This window comes from Actinoplanes subglobosus (assembly GCF_042650585.1).
GTDB lineage: Bacteria > Actinomycetota > Actinomycetes > Mycobacteriales > Micromonosporaceae > Actinoplanes > Actinoplanes subglobosus.
In genome coordinates, this window is sequence record NZ_JBHSBL010000014.1 from 54,683 (window position 1) to 77,853 (window position 23,171).

The 23,171-nt window shown below is 67.4% G+C and carries 23 protein-coding genes and 2 tRNA genes; 17 read left to right on the forward strand and 8 right to left on the reverse strand.

What is annotated here, in order from left to right; translation table 11 throughout:
- Positions 1-237 precede the first annotated feature (237 nt).
- Positions 238-2,091, forward strand: a complete 1,854-nt coding sequence (gene dnaA / locus ACFO0C_RS13805; protein ID WP_378066992.1) for a chromosomal replication initiator protein DnaA — start codon at positions 238-240, stop codon at positions 2,089-2,091.
- On the opposite strand, the gene ACFO0C_RS13810 is transcribed toward dnaA, so the two are convergent.
- Together ACFO0C_RS13810 and ACFO0C_RS13815 are read right to left on the reverse strand one after the other, a co-directional pair.
- Positions 2,075-2,383: a hypothetical protein gene (locus ACFO0C_RS13810; protein ID WP_378066993.1), complete on the reverse strand. Its 309-nt coding sequence runs from the start codon at positions 2,381-2,383 to the stop codon at positions 2,075-2,077. The two genes, dnaA and ACFO0C_RS13810, sit on opposite strands and share 17 nt — an antisense overlap.
- Before the next feature lie 500 nt (positions 2,384-2,883).
- Complete coding sequence (locus tag ACFO0C_RS13815; RefSeq protein WP_378066994.1) at positions 2,884-3,219, reverse strand: hypothetical protein; 336 nt, start codon at positions 3,217-3,219, stop codon at positions 2,884-2,886.
- A gap of 1,292 nt (positions 3,220-4,511) precedes the next feature.
- Between ACFO0C_RS13815 and dnaN the strand changes: the two genes are divergently transcribed.
- The 5 genes from dnaN to ACFO0C_RS13840 all read left to right on the forward strand — a co-directional run bounded on the left by dnaN (position 4,512) and on the right by ACFO0C_RS13840 (position 8,900).
- Complete coding sequence (gene dnaN, locus ACFO0C_RS13820; RefSeq protein WP_378066995.1) at positions 4,512-5,645, forward strand: DNA polymerase III subunit beta; 1,134 nt, start codon at positions 4,512-4,514, stop codon at positions 5,643-5,645.
- Between the two features lie 39 nt (positions 5,646-5,684).
- On the forward strand, positions 5,685-6,557 hold the full coding sequence (gene gnd, locus ACFO0C_RS13825) for a phosphogluconate dehydrogenase (NAD(+)-dependent, decarboxylating) (RefSeq protein ID WP_378066996.1): 873 nt from the start codon (positions 5,685-5,687) through the stop codon (positions 6,555-6,557).
- Positions 6,558-6,560: 3 nt separating this feature from the next.
- A complete protein-coding gene (recF, locus tag ACFO0C_RS13830) occupies positions 6,561-7,691 on the forward strand; it encodes a DNA replication/repair protein RecF (RefSeq protein ID WP_378066997.1) in 1,131 nt (376 codons plus the stop codon).
- 160 nt (positions 7,692-7,851) lie between these two features.
- On the forward strand, positions 7,852-8,403 hold the full coding sequence (locus ACFO0C_RS13835; RefSeq protein WP_378066998.1) for a DUF721 domain-containing protein: 552 nt from the start codon (positions 7,852-7,854) through the stop codon (positions 8,401-8,403).
- Between the two features lie 32 nt (positions 8,404-8,435).
- Entirely contained in the window at positions 8,436-8,900 is a 465-nt protein-coding gene (locus tag ACFO0C_RS13840) for a hypothetical protein (RefSeq protein WP_378066999.1), read from the forward strand.
- 103 nt (positions 8,901-9,003) lie between these two features.
- Here the strand turns inward: ACFO0C_RS13840 and ACFO0C_RS13845 are convergent, their stop codons facing one another.
- Complete coding sequence (locus ACFO0C_RS13845; RefSeq protein WP_378067000.1) at positions 9,004-9,570, reverse strand: hypothetical protein; 567 nt, start codon at positions 9,568-9,570, stop codon at positions 9,004-9,006.
- A gap of 543 nt (positions 9,571-10,113) precedes the next feature.
- Here ACFO0C_RS13845 and gyrB point away from each other — a divergent pair.
- The 8 genes from gyrB to ACFO0C_RS13885 all read left to right on the forward strand — a co-directional run bounded on the left by gyrB (position 10,114) and on the right by ACFO0C_RS13885 (position 17,586).
- Positions 10,114-12,066: a DNA topoisomerase (ATP-hydrolyzing) subunit B gene (gene gyrB / locus ACFO0C_RS13850; protein ID WP_378067001.1), complete on the forward strand. Its 1,953-nt coding sequence runs from the start codon at positions 10,114-10,116 to the stop codon at positions 12,064-12,066.
- 109 nt (positions 12,067-12,175) lie between these two features.
- Positions 12,176-14,689 (forward strand): DNA gyrase subunit A, encoded by a 2,514-nt coding sequence (gyrA, locus tag ACFO0C_RS13855; protein WP_378067002.1) that lies wholly within the window; start codon positions 12,176-12,178, stop codon positions 14,687-14,689.
- A 3-nt stretch (positions 14,690-14,692) separates the two neighbouring features.
- Positions 14,693-15,592, forward strand: coding sequence for a DUF3566 domain-containing protein (locus tag ACFO0C_RS13860; protein WP_378067003.1), 900 nt, complete (start codon positions 14,693-14,695; stop codon positions 15,590-15,592).
- Positions 15,593-15,669: 77 nt separating this feature from the next.
- Positions 15,670-15,743 (forward strand) — tRNA-Ile (locus ACFO0C_RS13865).
- 192 nt (positions 15,744-15,935) lie between these two features.
- Entirely contained in the window at positions 15,936-16,064 is a 129-nt protein-coding gene (locus tag ACFO0C_RS13870; protein ID WP_211304171.1) for a DLW-39 family protein, read from the forward strand.
- Positions 16,065-16,074: 10 nt separating this feature from the next.
- Positions 16,075-16,147, forward strand: a tRNA-Ala gene (locus ACFO0C_RS13875).
- A 241-nt stretch (positions 16,148-16,388) separates the two neighbouring features.
- Positions 16,389-16,982 (forward strand): DUF6461 domain-containing protein, encoded by a 594-nt coding sequence (locus ACFO0C_RS13880; RefSeq protein ID WP_378067004.1) that lies wholly within the window; start codon positions 16,389-16,391, stop codon positions 16,980-16,982.
- A 94-nt stretch (positions 16,983-17,076) separates the two neighbouring features.
- Complete coding sequence (locus ACFO0C_RS13885) at positions 17,077-17,586, forward strand: NUDIX domain-containing protein (RefSeq protein WP_378067005.1); 510 nt, start codon at positions 17,077-17,079, stop codon at positions 17,584-17,586.
- Here ACFO0C_RS13885 and ACFO0C_RS13890 read toward each other — a convergent pair.
- Complete coding sequence (locus tag ACFO0C_RS13890; RefSeq protein WP_378067006.1) at positions 17,478-17,876, reverse strand: hypothetical protein; 399 nt, start codon at positions 17,874-17,876, stop codon at positions 17,478-17,480. The two genes, ACFO0C_RS13885 and ACFO0C_RS13890, sit on opposite strands and share 109 nt — an antisense overlap.
- Positions 17,877-17,905: 29 nt before the next feature.
- Between ACFO0C_RS13890 and ACFO0C_RS13895 the strand changes: the two genes are divergently transcribed.
- On the forward strand, positions 17,906-18,112 hold the full coding sequence (locus ACFO0C_RS13895) for a hypothetical protein (protein ID WP_378067007.1): 207 nt from the start codon (positions 17,906-17,908) through the stop codon (positions 18,110-18,112).
- A gap of 29 nt (positions 18,113-18,141) precedes the next feature.
- Positions 18,142-18,702 carry a YbaK/EbsC family protein gene (locus ACFO0C_RS13900; RefSeq protein ID WP_378067139.1) on the forward strand — a complete coding sequence of 187 codons (561 nt, stop codon included), beginning with the start codon at positions 18,142-18,144 and terminating at the stop codon, positions 18,700-18,702.
- A 29-nt stretch (positions 18,703-18,731) separates the two neighbouring features.
- Here ACFO0C_RS13900 and ACFO0C_RS13905 read toward each other — a convergent pair whose 3' ends face one another.
- The 4 genes from ACFO0C_RS13905 to ACFO0C_RS13920 form a co-directional block, all read right to left on the reverse strand.
- On the reverse strand, positions 18,732-19,373 hold the full coding sequence (locus tag ACFO0C_RS13905; RefSeq protein WP_378067008.1) for a DsbA family oxidoreductase: 642 nt from the start codon (positions 19,371-19,373) through the stop codon (positions 18,732-18,734).
- 1 nt (position 19,374) lies between these two features.
- The gene (locus tag ACFO0C_RS13910) at positions 19,375-19,818 is read right to left on the reverse strand and encodes a SufE family protein (RefSeq protein WP_378067009.1); all 444 of its coding nucleotides are present in this window, start codon (positions 19,816-19,818) and stop codon (positions 19,375-19,377) included.
- 215 nt (positions 19,819-20,033) lie between these two features.
- The gene (locus ACFO0C_RS13915; protein WP_378067010.1) at positions 20,034-20,426 is read right to left on the reverse strand and encodes a CBS domain-containing protein; all 393 of its coding nucleotides are present in this window, start codon (positions 20,424-20,426) and stop codon (positions 20,034-20,036) included.
- A 35-nt stretch (positions 20,427-20,461) separates the two neighbouring features.
- A complete protein-coding gene (locus ACFO0C_RS13920; RefSeq protein WP_378067011.1) occupies positions 20,462-22,195 on the reverse strand; it encodes a proline--tRNA ligase in 1,734 nt (577 codons plus the stop codon).
- Positions 22,196-22,269: 74 nt separating this feature from the next.
- Here ACFO0C_RS13920 and ACFO0C_RS13925 point away from each other — a divergent pair, with 74 nt between their 5' ends.
- A complete protein-coding gene (locus ACFO0C_RS13925; RefSeq protein WP_378067012.1) occupies positions 22,270-23,169 on the forward strand; it encodes a sulfurtransferase in 900 nt (299 codons plus the stop codon).
- Positions 23,170-23,171: the final 2 nt, after the last annotated feature.

Here is a 23,171-nt window from a genome sequence, read left to right on the forward strand (position 1 = left end):
GCCCGCGCCAACACAGGCTCCGGTAAATCTGCCGACCGTCCGGCCGGGAGCGGCCACCGGCACCGCCACGGGTTGTGGATAACCTGTGGATAGCCGGTGGCGCTGTGCGTGTTCAGCACGTTAACTGTGCTGGGTTGGGGGAGCCGTTCGGCTGCCTGTTACTCAGGCGCCGACAGGCACAGGCGAAAGGCCGGACAAGGCCCACCGGGGGTCGGTGGCGATGGGGGTGGCGCGGCGGTGGCCGATCAGGTCGACCTGGGCACGTTGTGGCGTGACACGTTGGACGAATTGTCCGACGAGATCGCGTCACGGCAGCAGCGCGCCTATCTTCAGTTCACCCGCCTGCGGGCCATCGTCGAGGACACCGCTCTCCTATCAGTTCCGGACACCTACACCCGGGACATCATCGAGTCCCGGCTGCGTCCCGCGATCACCGAAGCCCTGACCAAGCGCCTCAGCCGGCCCATACAGGTCGCTGTCACGGTCCGCCCGCCGGAGGACGGTTCGGGCATGCCCGGCACCGTCTACGGCACGCCGTCCGAGCCTGCCCCGCCGAGGGCCGAGCCACAGCCGCGGCATTACGCCGAGCCTGGCCCGTACCAGCCGGAGCTGCCGGGATACACCGGTCCGCAGCGGATGCCCGAGCCGCCGTACCAGCAGACGGCCTTCGGTCCTGCCGAGCACGTGCCGGAGCCGTACCCGACCGGGTCCGCCCAGCATTCGGCGCCGCAGGCGCCGTACTCGCGTGGGGTGCCGTCGGCCCGCGACGGTCAGGAGGCGCTCTTCGCCGACCCGATGCCGCAGCAGCTGCCTCAGCCCCCGGTGAACCGGTCGCCGGCGACACACCCGGCCGACCAGGAGACGTCCAACGACTCCGTCGCGCACCGGATGGCCGCCGATGCCGCCCAGCTGCGGGAGAACCGCCGGCACCCGGACGACCGGCCGATGCCGGGCCCCGATCGCCGCGACGAGATGCCCGTGCGCGCCGGCGACAACGGCCCGGGCCGCCCGCCGATCGACCTGCGCGGCCCCGGAGCCTCACCTCGCCCCGGCGGGCAGGACGGCAACCGGCTGAACCCGAAATACATGTTCGAGACGTTCGTCATCGGCTCGTCCAACCGGTTCGCGCACGCCGCGTCGGTGGCGGTCGCCGAGTCACCGGCGAAGGCATACAACCCGCTCTTCATCTACGGCAGCTCCGGGCTGGGCAAGACCCACCTCCTGCACGCGATCGGGCATTACGCCACCACCCTCGGGCATGCGCGCTCGGTGCGCTATGTGTCGACCGAGGAGTTCACCAACGATTTCATCAACAGCCTGCGTGACGACAAGACGCAGGCGTTCCAGCGCCGCTACCGCGATGTCGACATCCTGCTCATCGACGACATCCAGTTCCTGGAGAACCGCGAGCGGACGCAGGAGGAGTTCTTCCACACGTTCAACACGCTCCACAACGCCAACAAGCAGATCGTGATCAGCTCGGACCGCTCCCCACGGCAGCTGGCGACGTTGGAAGACCGGATGCGCACCCGCTTCGAGTGGGGCCTGCTCGCCGACATCCAGCCACCCGACCTGGAGACGCGCATCGCGATCCTCCAGAAGAAGGCTGCTCAGGAGCGGATGTACGCCCCCGACGACGTGCTGGAGTTCATCGCGTCCCGGGTGTCCAACTCGATCCGCGAACTCGAGGGCGCCCTGATCCGGGTCACCGCGTTCGCCAGCCTGACCCGTTCACCGGTGCAGTTGTCACTCGCCGAGGAGGTGCTGCGGGACTTCATGCCCGACGGCGCCGGCCCGGAGATCACCGCCGACCAGATCATGGTCTCCACCGCCGACTACTTCGGCGTCAGCCTGGAAGACCTGCGCGGCCACTCCCGCAGCCGGGTGCTGGTCAACGCCCGCCAGGTAGCGATGTACCTCTGCCGCGAACTCACCGACCTCTCCCTGCCCCGCATCGGACAGGCCTTCGGCGGCCGCGACCACACCACGGTCATGCACGCCGACCGCAAAATCCGACAACACATGGCGGAACGACGGTCCCTCTACAACCAGATCGCCGAGCTGACCAACAGGATCAAGCAAAACACCTGACGGGGTACGCCGTAGGCACCCCCTCAACCACACCACGGGGCGCTGCCTTCGCGTTTTCGGCGTGGCTGCCCGGTACAGCACGCCAGCGGCCGCCGGGCTGTTGCCCACGCCCACTCAACCCCAGACCCCGCTCCGACCGGCAGACGGCTTGGTCACGACCGGCAGCCTTGACCACATCGACGATCTCGACCGAGTCGATCAGGCCGAACCGGCAGACGGCCTGGTCACGACCAGCAGCCTTGACCACGTCGACGATCTCGACCGAATTGATCGAGCCGAGCAGGACGGTCACCGTTGCCAGAGCCTTCAGCGTGACCTTGAGGCCAGCCCGTCCGAGCGGCTCAAACTCGTGACGCGGACAGCAACTCGGGCTGGTCGCTTTTGGCTCGGACAGCAGCCCGGGCTGGGTGCTTTGCCTCGAACAGCAACCCGGGCCGGTCGCTTCGCCTCGAACAGCAGCCCGGGCTGGGTGCTTTGCCTCGAACAGCAACCCAGGCCGGTCGCTTTACCTCGAACAGCAGCCCAGGCTGGTCGCTTTGCCTCGAACAGCAACCCAGGCCGGTCGCTTCGCCTCGAACAGCAACCCAGGCCGGTCGCTTTACCTCGAACAGCAACCCAGGCCGGTCGCTTTACCTCGAACAGCAACCCAGGCCGGTCGCTTTACCTCGAACAGCAACCCAGGCCGGTCGCTTTACCTCGAACAGCAATCTCAGCTAGTCGCATCCAGTTTCAGGAAGAACTCCGGGTGGTCGCAGGCCCTCATAGATGGGGTGGTCGCAACCCTCCGCATGATCAATTTCGCCCAGGGTCGTCAACGGTCGCCGGTACACGAGAAGGTTTTGTGGGTACTTGCCGCTGCCGTACACAGCGACGATGGACGCCCACGATCGGCACTTTGGGTGCACTGGCAGCCGCTATAGCGGGGATGAGCTCGCACAATGGCTGAATCGGGTGCGCCTGTCGCCCCAGACAAAACGCCCAGCGCGAAGCCAGTTGGTGACAACCAGGGCGAGAGCGCACCAGCACCAGCACCACCGGTACCAGCACCAGCACCACCGGCACCAGCACCAGCACCACCGGCACCAGCACCGGCACCACCAGCACCGGCACCGGCACCGGCACGACCACCGAGTACCAGCACCACCAGCACCACCAGCGCCGGCACCACCGACACCAGCACCGGCACCGGCACCGGCACCGACACCGACACCGACACCGACACCGACACCGACACCGACAATCCGATCACGGCATTGCCTGGGCCTTTGCTGCGGTTGGGGCGCTGTAGGGCGGTGACCAGCGGCTCCAGCCCGGCGGTCGCGGTTTGGTGTGCAGCGGGCAAGTGGTCGCGCCGACAGGCTCGGGAGGTGTGGAAAGGCTCAGCGGCCGCTGCCCGTACCCGATGAGGTTTGGCATTAAAGGGCTGCTCGGACGGCTGTGGAGACGGTGAGGGAAAGCTGCGGCCGCGGGTTTCCACAATCCACAACCGGTGACTCACGGGGGCCGGCTACCGCCCGGGAACGCAGGGACGCACGTCGACGTCCGGACGCCCCGATTTCGGGTTACCCACAGGCCGTCCACGAACGGATGACTACGCTCTGAGCTGCGTAAACGAGCACTCCCACGAGTTGTCCACCGGTTCTGCACCGGGTTGTCCACAGGTTGTACCCAGATCATCTTCCCCTGCTACATACATCGCAGAGTGTCGATGCCAGTCTTCAAGGGACCTCAATGGCCAAAAGTCAACGTTGGGACGGGACAGTTTCGTGCCAACGTTGTCCACAGCTGTCCACAGGCATCCACAGTCTGGATCCCCAGACGGTGGAAATCTCCCGACACCGTCATCCACAGATGTGCACTAACCCTGGGGAAATCGATGTGGACAGACACGGAGGGTGACAAAAGATCACACAGCCTGTGGAGGACTGTGGATTACCTGTTGAAGGATCTGGGGACGACGAGCCGGTAGCGTTCCTGCGTCATCCACAGCGCAGGGGATAAAACCAGTGGATTACCGGTGGATAGCCTGTGGGCAACGGTGGACAAACCCTCGCCGGGTCGGGAACTGTGGACACAAACCCCTGGTTGTACCCCGGTTGCCCACATGTGAATCACCGGTGGATAACCCTCTCACCAGGGCAAACTCGAGTTCTCCACAGAATGCACAGCCCCTATGAAGACGACTAGTTATCTCTTCTAAGAAAACAAAAACCAATCATCAGCGTTGTGGAAGGTGTGGATGCTCGGCTCTCGGCTCGCAGAGGGCTGATCTTCAGAAGCACCGAGAAGCAGCGTTCGGGTCTCCGGTCCTGTCGGTGCAAGAAGGCGGTCCGGGGTCGGGGACGCGGCGGCAGGACCGGAGCCATAGAGTTTCAGTGGGGTCCATGCCCCCTGTATGAGGACGGATCGCGGAGGACAGCATGAAGTTCCGGGTGGAGCGAGACGCGCTCGCCGACGCCGTGGCGTGGACAGCCAAGAGCCTGCCCAGCCGGCCCTCGGTGCCGGTGCTCGCCGGTGTCCTGCTGAGGGTCACCGACGGCCGCCTGCAGGTGTCGGGCTTCGACTACGAGGTCTCGAGCCAGGTGACGGTCGAGGTCCAGGCCGACGCGGACGGCGCGGCGCTGGTCTCCGGTCGCCTGCTCGCCGAGATCACCAAGGCGCTGCCGGGCAAGCCGGTGGACATTGCCGCCGTCGGTGCGCACCTCGAGCTTGTCTGCGGCAGTGCCCGTTTCACCCTCCCCACGATGCCGGTGGAGGACTATCCGACCCTGCCGGATATGCCGTCCAGCGCGGGCACGATCGACGCCGCTACGTTCGCCTCAGCGGTTTCTCAGGTTGCCATCGCCGCGGGGCGTGACGAGACGCTGCCGATGATGACCGGTGTGCGCCTGGAGCTGAACGGGTCGAACATCGCGTTGCTGGCGACCGACCGCTACCGGCTGGCCATGCGTGAGATCGAGTGGTCCCCGGACGATCCGGAGATCAGCTTGAACGCTCTGGTCCCGGCGAAGACGCTGAACGACACGGCGAAGGCGCTCGGCCCGATCGGCGGTTCGGTGACGCTCGCTCTCGCTCAGGGCAGCGCCGGGGAGGGCATGATCGGTTTCGCCGGTGGTGCCCGCCGCACGACCAGCCGCCTGCTCGACGGCGCCAACTACCCGCCGGTGCGTTCGCTCTTCCCGGCCGCGCACAACGCCGAGGCGCGGGTCGCGGTGTCGGCGCTGGTCGAGGTGGTCCGACGGGTGGCCCTGGTCGCCGAGCGCACCACTCCGGTGCTGCTGAGCTTCGGTGACGACGGTCTGGTGGTCGAGGCCGGCGGCACCGAGGAGGCGCGCGCCAGCGAGGCGATGGAGGCGGAGTTCACCGGTGAGGCGCTGACGATCGGTTTCAACCCGCAGTACCTGATCGACGGCCTCCAGAACCTGGGTGCCCCGACCGCGGTGCTGTCGTTTGTCGACGCGTTCAAGCCCGCTGTGATCTCCCCCGCTGGCGAAAGCGGAGAAATCATCCCGGGTTACCGCTATCTGATCATGCCGATCCGGGTCACTCGCTGATACTGAGCTTGAACCAATCGCTCATCTAGGGAGATCACCATGCAACTCGGCCTGATCGGTCTCGGCCGCATGGGTGGCAACATGCGGGAACGACTCCGTGCAGCGGGGCACGAAGTCGTCGGATACGACCAGAACCTGGAAGTAAGCGACGCAGCAAGCCTGTCCGAGCTGGCCGGGAAGCTGGCCGCGCCGAGGGTCGTCTGGACCATGGTTCCGTCCGGCAAGATCACCGAGGACACGATCAACCAGCTCGCCGAGGTGCTCGAGGCGGGCGACATCATCATCGATGGCGGCAACTCGAAGTTCACCGACGACGCCCCACGCGCCGAGCGGTTGAAGGTCAAGGGCATCCACTACCTGGACGTCGGTGTCTCCGGCGGGGTATGGGGCATCAAGAACGGCTACGCGCTGATGGTCGGTGGCGACGCCCCGCAGGTCGAGCACTGCAAGCCGATCTTCGAGGCGCTCAAGCCGGCCGGCGAGTTCGGGTTCGCGCACGCCGGCACCCACGGTGCCGGCCACTACGCGAAGATGGTGCACAACGGCATCGAGTACGGCTTGATGCACGCCTACGCCGAGGGTTACGAGATCCTCAAGGCGTCGGAGTACATCAACGACGTGCCCGCCGTGATCAAGAGCTGGCGTGAGGGCAGCGTCGTCAAGTCGTGGCTGCTGGACCTGCTGGACCGGGCTCTCGACGAGGACCCCGAGCTGGACGCGTTGAAGGGTTACGCCGACGACACCGGCGAGGGCCGCTGGACCGTCGACGAGGCCGTGCGTCTCGCGGTGCCGGCGCACGTCATCGCGGCGTCGCTGTTCGCGCGGTTCCAGTCCCGCCAGGACGACTCGCCCGCCATGAAGGCCGTCGCCGCGCTGCGCCAGCAGTTCGGTGGACACGCCGTCAAGCGCTGATCCATGCACGTACGCCGGGTCGAGCTCACCGACTTCCGTTCGTATGAGCGGGTGGCGGTCGATCTCGATTCCGGCGTGTCCGTGCTCGTCGGCCAGAACGGCATGGGCAAGACCAACCTGATCGAGGCGCTGGGCTATGTGGCCACTCTGGACAGTCATCGGGTGGCCACCGACGCCCCGCTGGTCCGGGCCGGTGCCGCGTCGGCGGTGATCCGGTGCGCGATCGTCCACGAGGGACGTGAGCTGCTCGTCGAGCTGGAGATCGTGCCGGGCCGGGCGAACCGTGCACGGCTCAACCGGTCTCCGGTGCGCCGGCCCCGTGAGGTGCTCGGCGCGCTGCGGATGGTGCTGTTCGCCCCGGAGGATCTGGAGCTGGTCCGTGGTGACCCGTCGGAACGGCGGCGGTATCTCGACGATCTGCTGGTGGCGCGTCAGCCGCGGTTCGCTGGGGTGCGTGCCGACTACGACCGGGTGGTGAAGCAGCGCAACGCCCTGTTGCGCAACGCCTACCTGAACCGCAAGGTGGGCGGCACCCGCGGGCAGGACCTGTCGACGCTGGCGGTCTGGGATCACCATCTCGCGCATCACGGCGCCGAACTGCTGGCCGGCCGGCTGGAGTTGTCGGCCGCGCTGGCACCGCATCTGACGAAGGCGTACGACGCGGTCGCTCCGGGCCGGGGAGCCGCGGCGATCGTCTACGCGTCGCGGCTGGGTGAGTCGTTGCAGGCGGACCGTCCGGCTCTGGAGGCGGCGATCCTCGGGCGGCTCGAGGAGCGGCGGGTCGCGGAGATCGAGCGGGGGACGACGCTGGTCGGCCCGCATCGTGACGATCTTGCGCTCAGCCTGGGCGACCTGCCGGTGAAGGGCTATGCGAGCCATGGCGAGTGCTGGTCGTTCGCGCTGGCGCTGCGTTTGGCCGCCTACGACCTGCTGCGGTCGGACGGGATCGAGCCGGTGCTGGTGCTCGACGACGTCTTCGCTGAGTTGGACGGGCAGCGCCGGGAACGGCTGGCGGCTCTGGTCTCGGACGCGGCACAGTTGCTGGTGACGTGCGCGGTTCCGGAGGACGTGCCGGCGAGCCTGCGTGGCGCGCGCTTCGACGTCGTGACGGGGGTGGTGAGCCGTGTTTCCTGACGCTGATCGCGATCGGTCAGCCGGTGGCGAGCCACGACGGCCGGAAGACCCACCTCAGCGGTTCGCTGATGCCCGCGGGGATCTGTGGGCGGGGGTGGATGAGGATCGGGAGCTTCGGGGCTCTTCACGGGCCGCTGAGGGCGTTTCTCCTCCGCGGGAGGTGGGGGGCGTCGGCCATACTCCGGATCCACAGCCTGTGGAAAACGCGGACCTGGCCGGGCCCGAGCTCGCCCGTGCCGTGCTCGATGCCGCGCTGGCGCGGCGCCGTGAGGCGGCCCGGACTCCGAAGCGGCGGACCGGGAGCGGTCAGGGCAGTGGTCGCCGGTTGCGTGGTTATTCCGGGCCCGGGCCGGACCCACGTGATCCACAGTTGTTCGGCGCGATGCTGGAACGCCTGGTCAAGACGCGTGGCTGGGAGAAACCGAAGGCGGAGGCGACCGTCTTCGGGGCGTGGGAGAAAGTGGTCGGGCCGGACATCGCGGCGCACAGCCGGCCGGTGCGGCTGGAGGGCGGTGTGCTGACCGTCGAGGCCGAGTCGACGGCGTGGGCCACCCAGTTGCGGATGCTCGCGGCAACCCTGCTCCGCAAGATCGCCGGCGAGGTCGGTAACAACGTGGTGACCAGGCTCAACATTCACGGGCCGGCGGCGCCGTCGTGGAGTCGCGGGCCGCGGCGGGTGCAGGGGCGCGGGCCCAGGGACACCTACGGCTGAAACCGATCCGGTGCCGGCCGCGTCGGAGCGGCATGACTCTGCATCTGCGTCGTGTCCTTGTCCTGTTGTTGCTCGTCCTGGCGCCGATCCCGGTGGCGGCGCGACCAGCGTGGGCCTGTTCGTGCGGCGACAATCCGAACCCGATCGAGCGGGCCGAGGTGGCGTTCGTCGGGGTGGCCGACGACGTCGATCCGGACTGGTTCGGCAGCCAGGTCGAGGTCAACTTCGCCGTCGAGTCGGTCCTCAAGGGCGCTCCCGGCCGATCGGTGACGCTGGTCACGATGAAGGACAGTGCATCCTGTGGATACGAGTTCGTCGAGGGCGGCAAGTACCGGGTCTACGCGAATGCTGGCGAGACCTGGTCGTGTGACGGCAACGAACTGCTGTCGACCGGACACGACGTCTCCGACCGGCCCCGGGTGATCTTCTGGGGCGGGACGGCTTTCGTCCTGCTCCTCGTCGCCGGCGGGGTGACCTGGCTGATCCGCAGGTCGTGAGCCCTGGGCGACTCGAAAGCCGGCCTCAGTAGTCGCCTTCCGTGGCCGGTTTCAGGGGCCGGTTTCAGGGGCCGGTTCCAGTGGCCGGCTTCAGTGGCCGGCTTCAGTAATCGGCGAAGATTGCGAAACCGCGCTCGGCGCAGCGGCGGTAGAAACCGGCCAGCACGGCCAGCTCGGTGCGCGCGAAACTCCAGTGCGGCGAGTTCCCGGCGTCGTCGCGCAGCGCCGCGAGCCGCTGGTCCAGCCAGCGCAGCTGCTGCTCGGCGAGCCGGCCCGCGGAGATCGCGGTCCGCAGCACCTCGGTGACGGTGTCGAAAGTGACCAGGTCACCGAACTTCTCGTGACCCTCGACGAAGCGCTCCAGACCGCCGGCGATCCACGCACAGCCGTCCGGGTCGATGACCGGGTCCTCATCCTCCGCCGCGGCCTCGGTGGCGTAGAGCACACCTTCGAGACCGAGCAGCAGATCGATCAATTCGGTGTACGCCGTAGCGCGTACCGTGCCGGTCTTGGCGATGTGCAGCGCGAGAGCCCCGGTGGGCGCGGCCATCTCGGGTCGGTCGGCGATCGCTCCGAAGTCGACGAACTCGGCGGGAGCCACCGGGTCGTAATACTGGTTGGTCCGCGGCCAGTGCACCGCGACGTTGTCCAGGCCCTTGTCGTGCGCCATTGGGGCCACCCCTCCTCGACCTGCCCTGCGACCACCCGGCCATCTCCGGCCCGCGCGGGCGAGGTTACGACACAGGCGCGGGACGTTGTCGAGCAGTGTCGCAGTGAGTGTGTGTGAGGCACGGCAGGCGCGCCCGACCGCCGCAACTGCCGCAGCGTTTGCCATTGCGTGGGTCGGCTGTGCCGTGTAGGGGATTACGTGGGTAGCGCCTCAAGTCGCGCTACGGCACTCTCAGGCACCCGGAAGGGGTGCCGGACCCTCGCCGATTCGTTCCGGCGGAGTAGAATCGACAGCGACCGGGAAAACTGTGCTTGACGGCGAAGTTGGCTACTGGGCCGAGCGACATCGTCACGCTATGCGGTTTTTCCAGCCGATCACGATCCGCGGGCCGTCCGCGGCGACCGGCGTGCACGGTTCCACCGGTGGTCCGCTTCTCCCGCGGTGTCATCTTCGGTCCCCCGTGCGCGTGTGTGTCGTCGCCGCGACGAGTCCGCCAACCCCGTTGCGGGGCCTCCCGGGCCCGGCGCGAGAAAGTGGCCGAGGGTGTCAGAAGATCAGCAGGAATACGGTGCCGGCTCCATCACCGTGCTCGAAGGCCTGGAAGCGGTCCGCAAACGTCCCGGTATGTACATCGGTTCCACCGGTGAGCGCGGTCTGCACCACCTCGTCTGGGAGGTTGTGGACAACGCCGTCGACGAGGCACTGGCCGGCTACTGCGACACCATCGACGTGGTCCTTCTCCCCGACGGTGGCGTCTCGGTCACCGACAACGGCCGTGGTTTTCCGGTCGACCTGCACCCGACGCTGAAGAAGCCGGGTGTCGAGGTCGCGCTGACCGTCCTGCACGCGGGTGGCAAGTTCGACGGCCAGGCCTACAAGGTCTCCGGCGGTCTGCACGGCGTCGGCGTCTCCGTGGTGAACGCGCTCTCGACGCGGATGGCTGTGGAGATCCAGAAGGACGGCTTCTGGTGGCGGCAGAAGTACGACTACTCCGTTCCCGGCGAGCTGGTGAAGGGTGAGCCGACCGACAAGCTCGGCTCGACCGTGCAGTTCTGGCCGGACCCGGACATCTTCGAGACGGTCGACTTCGACTACCAGACCATCTACCGGCGTCTGCAGGAGATGGCGTTCCTCAACCGCGCTCTCACCATCAACTACCTCGACCAGCGCCCGGACCAGGTCGACGAGAACGGTGAGCACCGCAAGGTCACCTTCATGTACGAGGACGGCATTGCCGACTTCGTGCGGCACCTCAACGCCACGAAGAGCCCGATCCACAAGACGGTGATCCAGTTCGAGGCCGAGGACAACGACGCCGGCATGGGCGTCGAGGTCGCGATGCAGTGGAACGAGTCGTACGGCGAGTCGGTCTACACCTTCGCCAACCGCATCAACACGCACGAGGGCGGTACGCACGAGGAGGGCTTCCGTGCGGCGCTGACGACGATCGTCAACAAGTACGGCATCGAGAAGAAGTTCCTCAAGGCCGACCAGAAACTGTCCGGTGAGGACATTCGTGAGGGTCTCGCCGCGATCATCTCGGTGACGCTGCGCGAGCCGCAGTTCGAGGGCCAGACCAAGACGAAGCTCGGCAACACCGACATGAAGAGCTTCGTGCAGAAGGTGGCGAACGAGCAGCTCGCCGACTGGTTCGACCGCAACCCGGCGGACGCCAAGCTGATCATCACGAAGGCCGACCAGGCGGCCCGGGCCCGGATCGCCGCGCAGCAGGCTCGCAAGCTGGCCCGCCGCAAGTCGCTGCTGGAGTCCGGCTCGATGCCCGGCAAGCTGGCCGACTGCCAGTCCACCGATCCGCGCGAGACCGAGCTGTTCATCGTCGAGGGTGACTCCGCCGGCGGTTCGGCCAAGTCCGGCCGGGAGAGCCGTATCCAGGCGATCCTCCCGATCCGCGGCAAGATCCTCAACGTGGAGAAGGCCCGTATCGACCGGGTGCTGAAGAACAACGAGGTCCAGGCGCTGATCACGGCCATGGGCACCGGCATCCACGACGAGTTCGACATCTCGAAGCTGCGGTACCACAAGATCATCCTGATGGCCGACGCCGACGTCGACGGCCAGCACATCCAGACGCTGCTGCTCACCCTGCTGTTCCGCTTCGTGCGGCCGCTCGTCGAGCACGGGCACGTCTACCTCGCGTCGCCGCCGCTTTACAAGATCAAGTGGAACAAGCGGGGGGACGACGCGCAGTACGCGTACTCCGACCGCGAGCGGGACGGGCTGATCGCTCTGCGCCAGCAGAAGAAGGCGAACGCCAAGCCGGACGACATCCAGCGGTTCAAGGGTCTCGGCGAGATGAACTACGACGAGCTCTGGGACACCACGATGAACCCGGACACCCGCACCCTGCGACAGGTGACCCTGGACGACGCGGCCGTCGCCGACGAGCTGTTCAGCGTGCTGATGGGTGAGGACGTGGAGGCGCGCCGGTCCTTCATCCAGCGCAACGCCAAGGACGTCAGGTTCCTCGACATTTAAGTCCGGGAAGCCGTATCCACAGCGTGCGGCCACTTTCCACAGTGTTATCCACAGCCTTATGCCAGTTTCGGCAGCATTTGCCCGGCATCACCTTGAGTAAGGGTTAAAAGTGACTGACACTCCCGAGCCCCCCGGCGACGACGAGACCCCGGCCGATACCGGCGGCAGCGTGACACAGCGCATCGAGCCGGTCGGCCTCGAGGTCGAGATGCAGCGGTCGTACCTCGACTACGCGATGAGCGTCATCGTCGGCCGCGCGCTCCCCGACGTCCGGGACGGCCTGAAGCCGGTGCACCGCAAGATCCTCTACGCGATGTACGACGCCGGCTTCCGTCCCGACCGCGGTTACGTCAAGTGCGCCCGCATCGTCGGCGACGTGATGGGCAACTACCACCCGCACGGCGACTCGTCGATCTACGACGCCCTGGTGCGAATGGGGCAGCGCTGGTCGTTGCGTTACCCGCTGATCGACAGCAACGGCAACTTCGGCTCGCCGGGTAACGACCCGCCCGCGGCCATGCGCTACACCGAGGCGAAGCTGTCCCCGCTGGCGATGGAGATGCTGCGGGACATCGACGAGGACACCGTCGACATGCAGGACAACTACGACGGGCGTACCAAGGAGCCGACGATCCTGCCGGCCCGGTTCCCGAACCTGCTGGTCAACGGTTCCGAGGGCATCGCGGTCGGGATGGCCACCAAGATCCCGCCGCACAACCTGGGCGAGATCGCCAGCGCCGTCCAGTGGCAGCTCGACAACCCCGAGTCGGACGAGGCCACCGCGCTCGAAGCGATGATCGAGCTGGTCAAGGGTCCGGACTTCCCGACCAAGGGCCTGATCGTCGGCCAGTCGGCGATCAACGACGCGTACCGGACCGGCCGTGGGTCGATCCGGATGCGCGCGGTGGTCGAGGTCGAGGAGGACACCCGGGGCCGGCCATGTCTCGTGGTGACCGAGCTGCCGTACCAGGTGAACCCGGACAACCTCGCCGAGCGCATCGCCGAGCTGGTCAAGGAAGGCAAGCTCACCGGCATCGCCGACATCCGGGACGAGTCGTCCGGCCGTACCGGCATGCGGTTGATCCTGGTTCTGAAGCGCGACGCAGTCGCCAAGGTGGTGCTGAACAACCTCTACAAGCACACCCAGCTGCAGGAGACGTTCGGCGCCAACATGCTGGCGATCGTCGACGGGGTGCCGCGCACGCTCAACCTGGCGCAGTTCATCCGCTACTACGTCGAGCACCAGATCGAGGTCATCCAGCGCCGGACCGCATACCGGCTGCGCAAGGCCGAGGAGCGGGCCCACATCCTGCGTGGTCTGGCCAAGGCGCTGGACATGCTCGACGAGGTCATCGCCCTGATCCGGCGCTCGCCGACGGTGGAGGACTCGCGTCAGGGTCTGATGCAGCTGCTCGACGTCGACGAGGTCCAGGCGACCGCGATCCTCGACATGCAGCTGCGCCGGTTGGCCGCCCTGGAGCGACAGCGGATCGTCGACGAGCTGGCGAAGATCGAGCTCGAGATCGCCGACTTCAAGGACATCCTGGCGAAGCCGGAACGACAGCGGGCGATCATCTCGGAGGAGTTGGCCGAGATCGTCGCCAAGTTCGGCGACGAGCGGCGCACCCAGATCATCCCGTTCGACGGCGAGGTCTCCATGGAGGACCTCATCGCCCGGGAGGACGTTGTGGTGACCATCACACGAACCGGTTACGCCAAGCGGACGAAGACCGATCTGTACCGGTCGCAGAGGCGTGGCGGCAAGGGCGTGAGCGGCGCGACGCTGCGACAGGACGACATCGTGTCGCACTTCTTCGTCATCTCGACACACGACTGGATGCTGTTCTTCACGAACAAGGGCCGCGTCTACCGGGCAAAGGCCTACGAACTGCCCGAAGCGAGCCGCGTGGCGAAGGGACAGCATGTCGCGAACTTGCTCGCCTTCCAGCCCGACGAGCACATCGCGCAGGTCATCCAGATCCCGAACTACGAGGTCGCGCCCTACCTTGTGCTCGCCACTAAGAATGGGCTCGTGAAGAAGACCCGCCTGGAGGAATTTGACTCCAACCGCAGCGGTGGCATCATCGCCATCAACCTGCGGGAGGATGACGAATTGGTGGGCGCGGCGCTGGTGGCTCCGGAGGACGATCTCCTTCTCGTGTCCAAGAAAGCCCAGGCCATCCGCTTCAACGCCACCGACGAGGCGCTTCGCCCGATGGGCCGCGCGACGTCGGGTGTCATCGGCATGCGCTTCGGTGACAACGACGAACTGCTGGCCATGGAAGTGGTCCAGCCGGACATGGATGTGTTGGTCGCCACCGATGGTGGGTATGCGAAGCGCACGCCCATCGAGGAGTATCCGGTGCAGGGGCGTGGCGGTAAGGGGGTACTGACCGCCAAGATCACCGAGCGACGTGGTGGACTTGTCGGCGCTCTGGTGATCAGCCCGGAGGATGAACTGTTTGCCATCACCAGCAATGGTGGTGTCATCCGGACTCCCGTGAAGCCTGTACGGCGCACACGGGATCGGAACACAATGGGGGTCAAGCTGATGGACCTCCCAGAAGGTGTAACCATCGTGGCGCTTGCTCGCAATGCCGACGAGCCTGACGAACAGGACTAGTTGATGCCGGAGACACAGGCGAAGTCGGGGGGCCCCGGGACCTCAGCGACTCCGGACGATGCGGCGAAGAAAGACGCTGCCGCACCGGCCGGTCGCGAGACCACAGGGCGTGCCTCTGTCCCCGCCGATGCCCCGTCCCCGCCGAAGTTCACCAGGGCGCCGGGTATGGCCCCGCCGCCCGGTGAACCGGCCGCCGGCAACACCGACGGCGGCGACGCCAAACGCCCAGCCGCGCAGCCACCGGTGAAGGGTTCGGCGTCGGTGCCGGTCGTCACCAAGGGCAAGGGAGCGGCTCCGGGGACGACCTCTGGTCGTACCCCCGTCACTGCTCCCGCCTCGACCCCGGGGACGCCGCCGCGGCCCACCACCCCGCCGGCACCGCAGGCGTCCGCTCCCGGAGCTGCGAAGCAGCGCACCGGATCGGTGACGCCACCGGCGGCAGGCGGAGCGGCGGCGGTCGGAGCGGCCCGTGTCTCCGAGGCCGTGCGGTCCGCCCGCTCCACGGTGTCGTCGGCCGCCGCGCGAGGACCCCGTCGCGCCCGGCTGAACCTGAAGCGGATCGACCCGTGGTCGGTGATGAAGTTCTCGTTCGCCGTGTCGATCGTGCTCTTCATCGTGGTGGTCGTGGCGACGTCGGTGCTCTACCTCGCTCTCGACACGATGGGCGTCTGGGGCTCGGTCAACGGCAACCTGCAGGAGCTGGTCACTGCCAGTGGCGGCGCCGAGGGCGGCACCACCAGTGCCTTCCAGATCACCGCCTGGGGCGTCATCGGCACGTCGATGCTCATCGGTGCGGTCAACGTGGTGCTGTTCACCGCGCTGGCCACTCTGGGCGCGTTCATCTACAACGTTTGCGCCGACCTGGTCGGTGGCATCGAGCTCACGCTGGCCGAACGCGATTGACGAACCGCCGTCGGGTTGCGGGTACCCCCGCTTTGGAGACCCGCAACCCGATGCGGTAACGTTCTGTTCGCAGGTGAGGGGCTATAGCTCAGTCGGTTAGAGCGCAGAGCTGATAACTCTGAGGTCGATGGTTCGATTCCATCTAGCCCCACGAGATGACCGGGTGGCCTCTGTTCGCGGATTGCGCGAGCCGGGGTCACTCGTCGTTTTGGCTAACCTGGGGGCCGAGCTCCCAGACCCCGCGTCACGGTGATTGCGGTGAGCGTTTCGCTAACCGTTAGAGCAATCTACTGTTGTACGGGGTTAGTCTCGTCTGGCTGGATGCTTAAGGGGTGGCGGTTCAGTGTTGAAGAAGCTCCTCATCATTGCCGGTGTCGTCGGTGTGGCGGCCCTGGTGGTCAAGAAGGTCAAGGCCTCCAGCGACGAGCGTGCCCTGTGGCACGAGGCGACCACCGCTCCCGACCTGCGATAGTGCGGGTCACGGGGCCCTAGCTCAACTGGCAGAGCACCGCCTTTGCAAGGCGGGGGTTAGGGGTTCGAGTCCCCTGGGCTCCACAAGTTCTTCTTTCTTCGCCTCCTGGCGGATCGGTCCGCGATGTGATGGCCGTCTCTTTCTGGGTTTCGAAACTGCATCGGGACCGGATGTTCGACGCTCGGCCGAGTGGCGTCAACCATGACGGGGACGTTACGGACCTTCGATCTTTGATCTACTAGGCAGGTGAAACGCCGGTCGGTCCTGCTCCTGCTGTCTCTCGCCTCTGTCGCCGGGTGTGGTTCGCCCGGGGCTGCCGAGCCGATGCCATCTGCTTCCGCTGCCCCTGACTACAGCTGGCCGGCACGGAGTGCAGATCTCACCAGTGGGTTCTGTTTCACGCTGGTGCGGGGCATCAAGCCGTACGACCTCATCGAGAGGCTGGGCGGTGACGAGCTGGAGCGCATCGAGTGGCCGCGGGTCATCGGGCCCGGCGACGGCGAGGTGGGTGTCCGGAGCCGGTACTTCATCGCGATCGCGCGGAACAAGAACTGGTCGATCATCGTGGAGGACAACGGCACCCTCGGCGTTACACCGCAGATCGTGCAGCCCCTGTCGGCTGACGGCGGTGAGGTCATCGTCTACCGGGGTGGAGGCGGTGCTCCCGGCCGTCTGCTGGACTTCCGTGACGGAGATCTCGCACTCGATCTCGACACCTCGGCACCGGACCGGATCACCGGCCGCAGCGTCGACGAACTGCGTCCAGATCTGCTGGCAGCGGGCCTGATCGGTGGTGCGGGGCCGGCTGAGCCGACCGTGCCGGCGCTCACCTTCATCGCCGCCCGCACCGGAGTCGAGCTCACCGAGCAGCTGATGAAGACGAATACGTATCTGCTGGTCACCGTTCCGCAGGCATAGATGCCCATTTGACCGTTCTCGGAATGTGCCGGGTTATCCACAGAGGAATGAAGGAACCCTGCGCGGCACAGTTCATCCGGTTAGCCTGCATGTCGTGGATGAACGAAGACGGGCCGCTGCCGTGATCGTGCGAGACGGTCGTGTGCTGATGGTGCACGAGCGCAGCCGGCGATCCGGTGGCGGCGAGTGGTGGACCCTTCCGGGCGGCGGCCTGCGCCCCGGTGAGACGGCCGAGGAGGCCTTGCGGCGCGAGGTGTTCGAGGAGACCGGCCTCGTCGTCAGCGACGCCCGCTACGTGCTCGAGATGCCCTACCCGTCGGGCATGACATCGGTTTTCGCGGTCACCGTCGCGGACGGGGAGCCGCGCGTCGGGCGTGATGACGGGTTCGGCCCGGAGCAACTCGGGGTTGACTGGCTGCCGGTGCCCGAGCTGCCGATCGAGACCAGCGGTGTGCCGGTGCCGCCGCTGATGGTGGTGCTCCCGACCCTGGCCGGTCAGGCCGACGGTGTCGAGTCCGCCAGCGGGTCCCTGGAGTCGACGGCCGGCGCGGGTGCCGGCCGGGGCGCTGACGCGACGGCGCGGCGGCGTTCCATGACGAAATAGAGGCAGGCGGCGGTGTAGCCGGCGGCCAGCAGGGCGCCGATGGCACGCACGGGCAGGGCCAGGAAGGGCGACGTGGTGGTGGCGCCCGCGATCACCGCCCAGCATCCGAGCAGGACCGTGTTGACGGTGTCGGTGCGGTACCAGGTGATTTGCGAGCGGCGACGGGCCTGGCGCTGGATCTCGACGACGAGAGCGTGTGCCATCACCAGGGCCAGCAGCCCGAGCAGCAGGACAGCGAAGACCGAATGATGGCCGCCGGAGACCGCGACCAGTGCGGTGGCACCGGTCATCAACGCGAGACCGCTGACGGTCCCTACGCGTGCTTGCCGACGATCCTCCACAACCCCTGACGGTCGGCATGATCGGGCCGAATCTGAGTACTTTCCCGTTCTTTCCGGCCGAAGGCGTGTTCACGGGTGCCGATTCGGCTGCGTCTGGTGCATTTGAGGACTACTGTCCGGTGGGCTCTGTTGTACCTCTTGCGGGCCTCGCCGGGACCGCCGGTGGGCATCCCGATGTGCCGTGATCGTCGGCTTGGGCGAGGATGGCTTGATGATGGGAAGCCTCCAGACCGAACCCGCCCAGTCTCGCCCGGACCTGCTCGCGCCGCCGGTGGCCAAGGCCTTGGCGGTGTGGTCGCCTGAGGGCCCCATCGACGCCGATCAGGTGCTGGTGGCGCCGATCGATGCCGGCCTCGCCGACACCGCGGCTTTCTGTGAGGCGTATGGAGTGAGCCTGGCCGAGTCCGCCAACTGCGTCATCGTGTCCGGTAGTCGTGGCGGGGTCACCAGGTACGCGGCGTGCATCATCCTCGCCACCACGCGGGCCGACGTGAACGGCGTGGTCCGTCGTCACCTCGACGTGCGTAAAGCCAGCTTCGCGTCGATGGACGACGCGGTGTCGCTGACCGGTATGGAGTATGGCGGTATCACCCCGATCGGGCTTCCCGCCGGCTGGCCGATCCTGGTCGACTCCCGTGTCGTGGCCACCCCGCATGTGATCATCGGGTCCGGCGTGCGGCACAGCAAAATCGCCATCGCCGGACCGGCTCTCGGTGCACTTCCGGATGCCCAGGTCATCGATGGCCTCGCGCGCCTCGCCCCCACTGCCATTTGACGGTCATCTATGTCGTTTCACGTGAAACGTCATAGACCGGCGTTGGTGCTCTCCCGTCGGGTGATCTCGTCGAACGCGGAGAGCAGCGTGCCGGTGTCGTGCGCGCCGGTCAGGGCGTACTTACCGTCGATCACGAACGTCGGGACGCTGCTGATCCCGAGAGCGCGAGCCTCCTCGATGTCGGTGTTCACGGCGGTGGTGCCGGCCTGCGACTCCAGGTGGGTCAGCGCGGTGGCCGGGTCGAGCCCGATCGAGCCGGCGACGTCAGCGATCGCGGGCAGGGAGCCGATGTCGATACCGTCGGTGAAGTGTGCGCGCTGCAGCGCGTCCAGCATGTCGGCCTGCCGATCCTGCATTGCCGCCCACGCGATCAACCGGTGCGCCGCGAAGGTGTTGGCGGCCAGTGCCCGGTCGAAGTCGATCGTCAGGCCTTCACTCGCGGCCATCGCGGTCACCCGCGCGAGCATCTCCTCGCCGCGCTCCGGCCCACCGAACTTCTCCGCCATCACCTGCTTGATCGGCAGCGGTTGCGGCACCGGTGCGGCGTTCAGCTGATAGGCCCGATAGGTGACCGTCACCTCGCCTCCGAAAGCGGCCAGCGCCTTCTCCAGGCGAGCCTTGCCGATGTAGCACCACGGGCAGATGACGTCGGACCAGACCTGGATATCCACGTCACTCCGCCTCGAGAGAGCTCGTCTGCTCGGCGACCTGGCGCTTGAGGCGACCCAGGATCGCCGTGCCGCCACGCACCCGCAGCGGGCTGATCGCCTGGGCAAGACCCATCCGAGAATAAAGATCATCTGGTACGGCCAGAACCTCCGCCGCCGTCGCACCGGACAGGCCCTCAGCCAGAATGCCGGCGAACGCGCGCGTTGTCGGGGCCTCGGGCGGGCAGTCGAAGAGCGTCACCACACCGCCGTCGGGCTGAACCGTCGCTTTCAGGAAGAACTGGGTCTGGCACTCCGGGACCTGCTCCATGCCCTCGTGATCGGCCAGATCGGCGGGGAGCGGGGGCATCGCGTCGGCGAACTCCAGCAGCATCTCGAGCACGACGTCACGAGGAGCGGTCGCGAACTCGTCGACGATCTCGGCCAGCTTCGGCGGCATGTCACTCACGCCATCGACCCTACGCGCCGATCACCGAACCGCCCGCCGTGCGCTACCTCACCCGCCGCATTCCCGCGTCCTGACCAGCGAGCCCGCCGCACTCCCGCGTCCTGATCAGCGAGCCCGCCGCATTCCCGCGTCCTGATCAGCGAGCCCGCCGTATCCCCGTGCCCTGATCAGCGAAGCCGTCCGTCCGGCGAGCCTGCTGATCAGGGCGGCACGGGTCAGGCCGCGGCCGAGGATGCCGGCAGCAGGGCTATGTCGCTGAGGCTGAGGATGCCCACCAACTTGCGGTCGGCGTCGCAGACGAGCAGGCGCCGGACCCCTCGGTCGCGCATCGCGTGCACCGCCTCGTCGACCGTCGCGCTCTGCTCGATCATCAGCAGCTCACGGGTGGCGATCGCGCCCAATGTCGTGGTGGCCGGGGACAGCTTCTGCGCTATCGCCCGGACCACGATGTCCCGGTCGGTGACTATGCCGGCCATCGTGGGGCCCTCGGTCACGACCACATCGCCGATGCCCTGGTCACTCATCACCTGAGCGGCCTCGTCGAGCGTGGTGTCCTCGGGAAGGTAGACGACCCGCCGGGTCATCGCGTCCGCGACCAGCCTGACCATTGCTCTGCTCCTCCACCGCCGCTGCCTCATCGGGGTTACCCGAGCTCCGCCGCGATTACACCGGCCACGTCCACCAGGGGCACCTCCTTGCGATCCTGCGTGCGGCGGTCGCGGATCTCCACGTACCCCTCGGAAAGACGGCGGCCGACCACGACGCACCGGGAGATGCCGATGAGCTCGGCGTCGGTGAATTTGACGCCCGCCGAGACGTTGGGCCGGTCGTCGACGAGGACCCGCAATCCGGCCCGCGACAGCGTCCCGGCGAGGGTGAGTGCCGCTTCGACCTGGCCGTCCTTGCCGGCCGCGACGACGTGCACGTCAGCCGGGGCGATCGCCGCCGGCCAGGTGAGCCCGCGATCGTCGTGGTGCTGCTCGGCGACGGCCGCGACCGCCCGGGACAGCCCGATGCCGTAGCAGCCCATCGTCGGCCGGGAGGGTTTGCCATCGGGGCCGAGCACGTCGACCTTGAACGCGTCGGTGTAGCGCCGGCCCAGCTGGAAGATGTGCCCGATCTCGATGCCGCGGCGCATCGTGAGACTGCCGTCGCCGCAGGCCGGGCAGGTGTCGCCGGGCCGGACCCCGGCCGCCTCGATCGTGCCGTCGGGGGTGAAGTCGCGGCCGCAGACCACGTCGGTGGCGTGCCGGCCGGGCTCGTTGGCGCCGGTCAGCCAGGCCGTGCCGGGCGCGACGCGGGGATCGGCCAGGTATCGGATCTTGATGTCCTGCGGTCCGATGTAGCCCTTCACCAGGTCGGGCCGGGAGTCGAAACCGTCGAAGAGGACCGCAGTCGCCGGCGCGAGCGCCGCGTTGAGCCGTTTGAGGTCGACCTCGCGGTCGCCGGGTAGACCGATCGCCAGGAGCTCCGGCTCGCGGCCCGGATGCTGGACGGTGACCACCACGTTCTTCAGAGTGTCGGCGGCGGTCCAGTCGGTCCGGCCGGCGATCGCCCGATCGTTGGCCAGGTCGACGAGCGAGGCGATGGTGGGGGTCTCGGGTGTGTCGTGCACCGCCAGCGGGGGCGCGGTCACCTCACGCGCGGGCGGGGCCGGGGTGGTCACGGCCTCGGTGTTGGCGGCGTAGTCACAGGCCGTGCAACCGACGTAGGTGTCCTCGCCGACCTCGGCGGACGCCAGGAACTCCTCGGACGCCGAGCCGCCCATCGCCCCGGACACGGCCGAGACGATCGTGTGCTCCAGGCCGAGCCGGGTGAAGATCCGCTGGTAGGCGGCTCGCATCCGGTCGTACGCCTCGATCAGACCGGTATCGGTGAGGTCGAAGGAGTAGGCGTCCTTCATCAGGAACTCGCGGCCGCGCAGCAGGCCGCCCCGCGGCCGTGCCTCGTCGCGGAACTTGGTCTGGATCTGGAAGAGGACCAGCGGAAAGTCCCGATAGGACCCGGTCATGTCCTGCACGAGCAGGGTGACCATCTCCTCGTGTGTCGGTGCGAGCAGGTGGTCCGCGCCGCGGCGGTCCTTCAGCGTGAAGATGTCATCGCCGTACTCCGTCCAGCGGCCGCTCGTCTCGTAGGGCTCGCGCGGCAGCAGCGCGGGGAAGGAGATCTCCTGCCCGCCGGCCGCGAACATCTCCTCCTGCACGATAGCGACGACCCGGTCGAGGACCAGCTTGCCGAGCGGTAGCCAGGTGTAGCCGCCCGGCGCGGCGCGGCGGACGAACCCGGCGCGCACGAGGAGGCGGTGACTCGGCACCTCCGCGTCCGCCGGCTCCTCGCGCAGAGTCTTGAGCAGCAAGGTGGACATCCGAAGCAACATGGAAACCGAGCTTAGGCACAGCCGCCGGGCAGGACATCCGGTTATCCCCCTGAACAGGCGCTAGCGTGACAGGCATGTCCGTTCCGAACGATCCGGCGCAGGCGCTTCAGGCGTATGCGCATCCTGACAAATTGGTCACCACCGAGTGGCTCGCCGCGAATCTGGACACTCCCGGGCTGGTCGTCGTCGAATCGGACGAGGACGTGCTGCTCTACGACACCGGTCACATCCCCGGTGCGGTGAAGGTGGACTGGCACCTGGAGCTGAACGATCAGGTCACGCGGGATTACCTCGACCCGGCGACGTTCGCGGAGCTGTGTGCGGCCAAGGGCATCGGCCGCGACGACACGATCGTCTTCTACGGCGACAACTTCAACTGGTGGGCGGCGTACGCGCTGTGGGTCTTCAGCCTCTTCGGCCACCGTGACGTGCGGCTGCTAGACGGCGGCCGGCAGAAGTGGGCGGCCGAAGGGCGTGCCCTGACCAGGGACAAGACGGTCCGCCCGGCTGCCGACTACCCCGCCCCGGTCCGCAACGACGCCGAGATCCGGGCCTTCCGTGACCAGGTGATGGGCCACATCTCCAGCGGACGGCCGCTCGTCGACGTGCGCTCGCCCCAGGAGTACACCGGTGAGCTCACTCACATGGAGGCTTATCCACAGGAGGGCGCGCTGCGCGGCGGGCACATCCCCGGTGCGGTGAGCAAGCCGTGGAAGTCGGCGGCCAACGAGGACGGGTCGTTCAAACCACACGACGAGCTGATCAAGATCTACCGCGACGAGCTGGGCCTGGAGTCGGCGGACGACATCATCGCCTACTGCCGGATCGGTGAGCGGTCCAGCCACACCTGGTTCGTCCTCCGCCACCTGCTCGGTTATCCACAGGTCCGTAACTACGACGGATCATGGACGGAGTGGGGCAATCTGGTCCGCGCACCGATCGCCAAGGGACCGGAGCCCGGGGGGCTCAGCTGACC